General features: G+C 65.0%; 1 protein-coding gene. It reads left to right on the plus strand.

Annotation, left to right across the window (positions count from 1 at the left end):
* Nucleotides 1–1,688 (plus strand): Tn3 family transposase (locus H926_RS0109345; protein WP_022676059.1); only part of this gene is annotated, 1,688 nt, incomplete at both ends.

Raw genomic sequence — 1,688 nt, forward strand, 5'->3', positions numbered from 1 at the left:
GCAGGGCATCCGTCTTGAGGAAAGCCTGACCGATGCCACCCTGACGATGTTCGACAAGCTGTTGGGCAGCATGTCGCGTCGCGCCGAGAACCGGACCCGTGACAAAGCCCTCAAGACGGTGCGCGAGTTGCAAGGCCATCTCCGGACGCTCACAGGGTCTTGCCGCATTCTCATCGAAGCGCGCACCAACGGTGTGGACTCTCTGGCGCAGATCGAGGCGCTGGATTGGCAGCGCTTCGCCGTGGCGGTCGCGCGGGCCGAAGTACTCGGGCGACCGGAAACCGTCGATCGCACCGCTGAATTGATCGAGCGGCATCGCACGGTGAAGCTCTTTGCCGGTGCCTTTCTCAACACCTTCGAATTTCGCGGCGCCGGTGCGGTGCAGGGACTCCTGTCGGCGCTTACCATCATCGCGGAGCTATACCGGACCGGCAAACGGCGCTTGCCTGATCGCGTGCCGCTGCGCTTTGTGCCCTCCGCATGGCGGCCGTTCGTCCTGCGGGACGGCATCGTCGATCGCGCCGCCTATGAACTATGCGCCTTGTCCCAGCTACGGGAGCGGTTGCGAGCGGGAGACATATGGGTCTCGGGAAGCCGCCAGTTCCGCGATTTCGATAGCTACCTCATCCCGCCGGCCACCTTCGACGCGCTTCGCGAGAAGGGGCCGTTGCCGCTCGCCATCGAAACGGACTTCGATCGTCATATCGAGGAAAGGCGCGCCAGGCTCGACACGGCGATCGAACAGGTGACGGTCCTCGCCCGACAGGGCGAGCTGCCCCAGGTCAGGCTTGACGAAAGCGGCCTTATCATCTCGCCGCTGAAAGCGGCAACGCCACCCGCCACCGAGATTGCCGGTCGCGCTGCCTATGACCGACTGCCCCGCGTGAAGATCACCGATCTCCTGCTTGAGGTCGATGCCTGGACCGGGTGCAGCGAATGCTTCATCCATCGGCGTTCGGGCCGGGAGGCCGACGACCGCAATGCGCTGCTCACCGTCATCCTTGCCGATGGCATCAATCTCGGCCTCACACGCATGGCGGAAACCTGCCGAGGCGCAAGCCTGCGCCAGCTCGCCCATCTCCACGACTGGCACATCAGCGAGGCCGCCTATGGTGAAGCGCTGGGAAGGCTGATCGACGCCCATCGCGCCATGCCGCTCGCCGCGCTGTGGGGAGACGGCACCACCTCGTCGAGCGACGGACAGCAATTCCATGCCGGGGGCCGTGGCGCCGCAATCGGCGACATCAACGCGCGCAGCGGCAACGAACCGGGCGTTGCCTTCTACACCCATGTCTCGGATCGATATGACCCCTTCGCGACCCGGGTAATCGCGGCGACCGCCGGCGAAGCTCCCTATGTGCTGGATGGCTTGCTGTATCAGCAGACCGGCCTGACAATCGAGGAGCACTACACCGATACAGGCGGTGCATCGGACCATGTGTTCGGCCTTATGCCCTTCTTCGGCTACCGCTTCGCGCCGCGCCTGCGCGACATCAAGCAGCGTCGTTTGCACCTCCTTCCCGGCCAGGAAGCCGGCCCCTTGCTTGCCGGCATGACGGCCGACCCGATCGCATTGGGTCATGTCGCGGCGCATTGGGATGAACTGCTGCGGTTCGCCACATCGATACGCACCGGCACCGCCACCGCTTCGGCGATGCTTCGCCGCCTGTCCGCCTATCCGCGACAGA

The organism is Novosphingobium sp. B-7 (assembly GCF_000410615.1).
Lineage (GTDB): Bacteria > Pseudomonadota > Alphaproteobacteria > Sphingomonadales > Sphingomonadaceae > Novosphingobium > Novosphingobium capsulatum.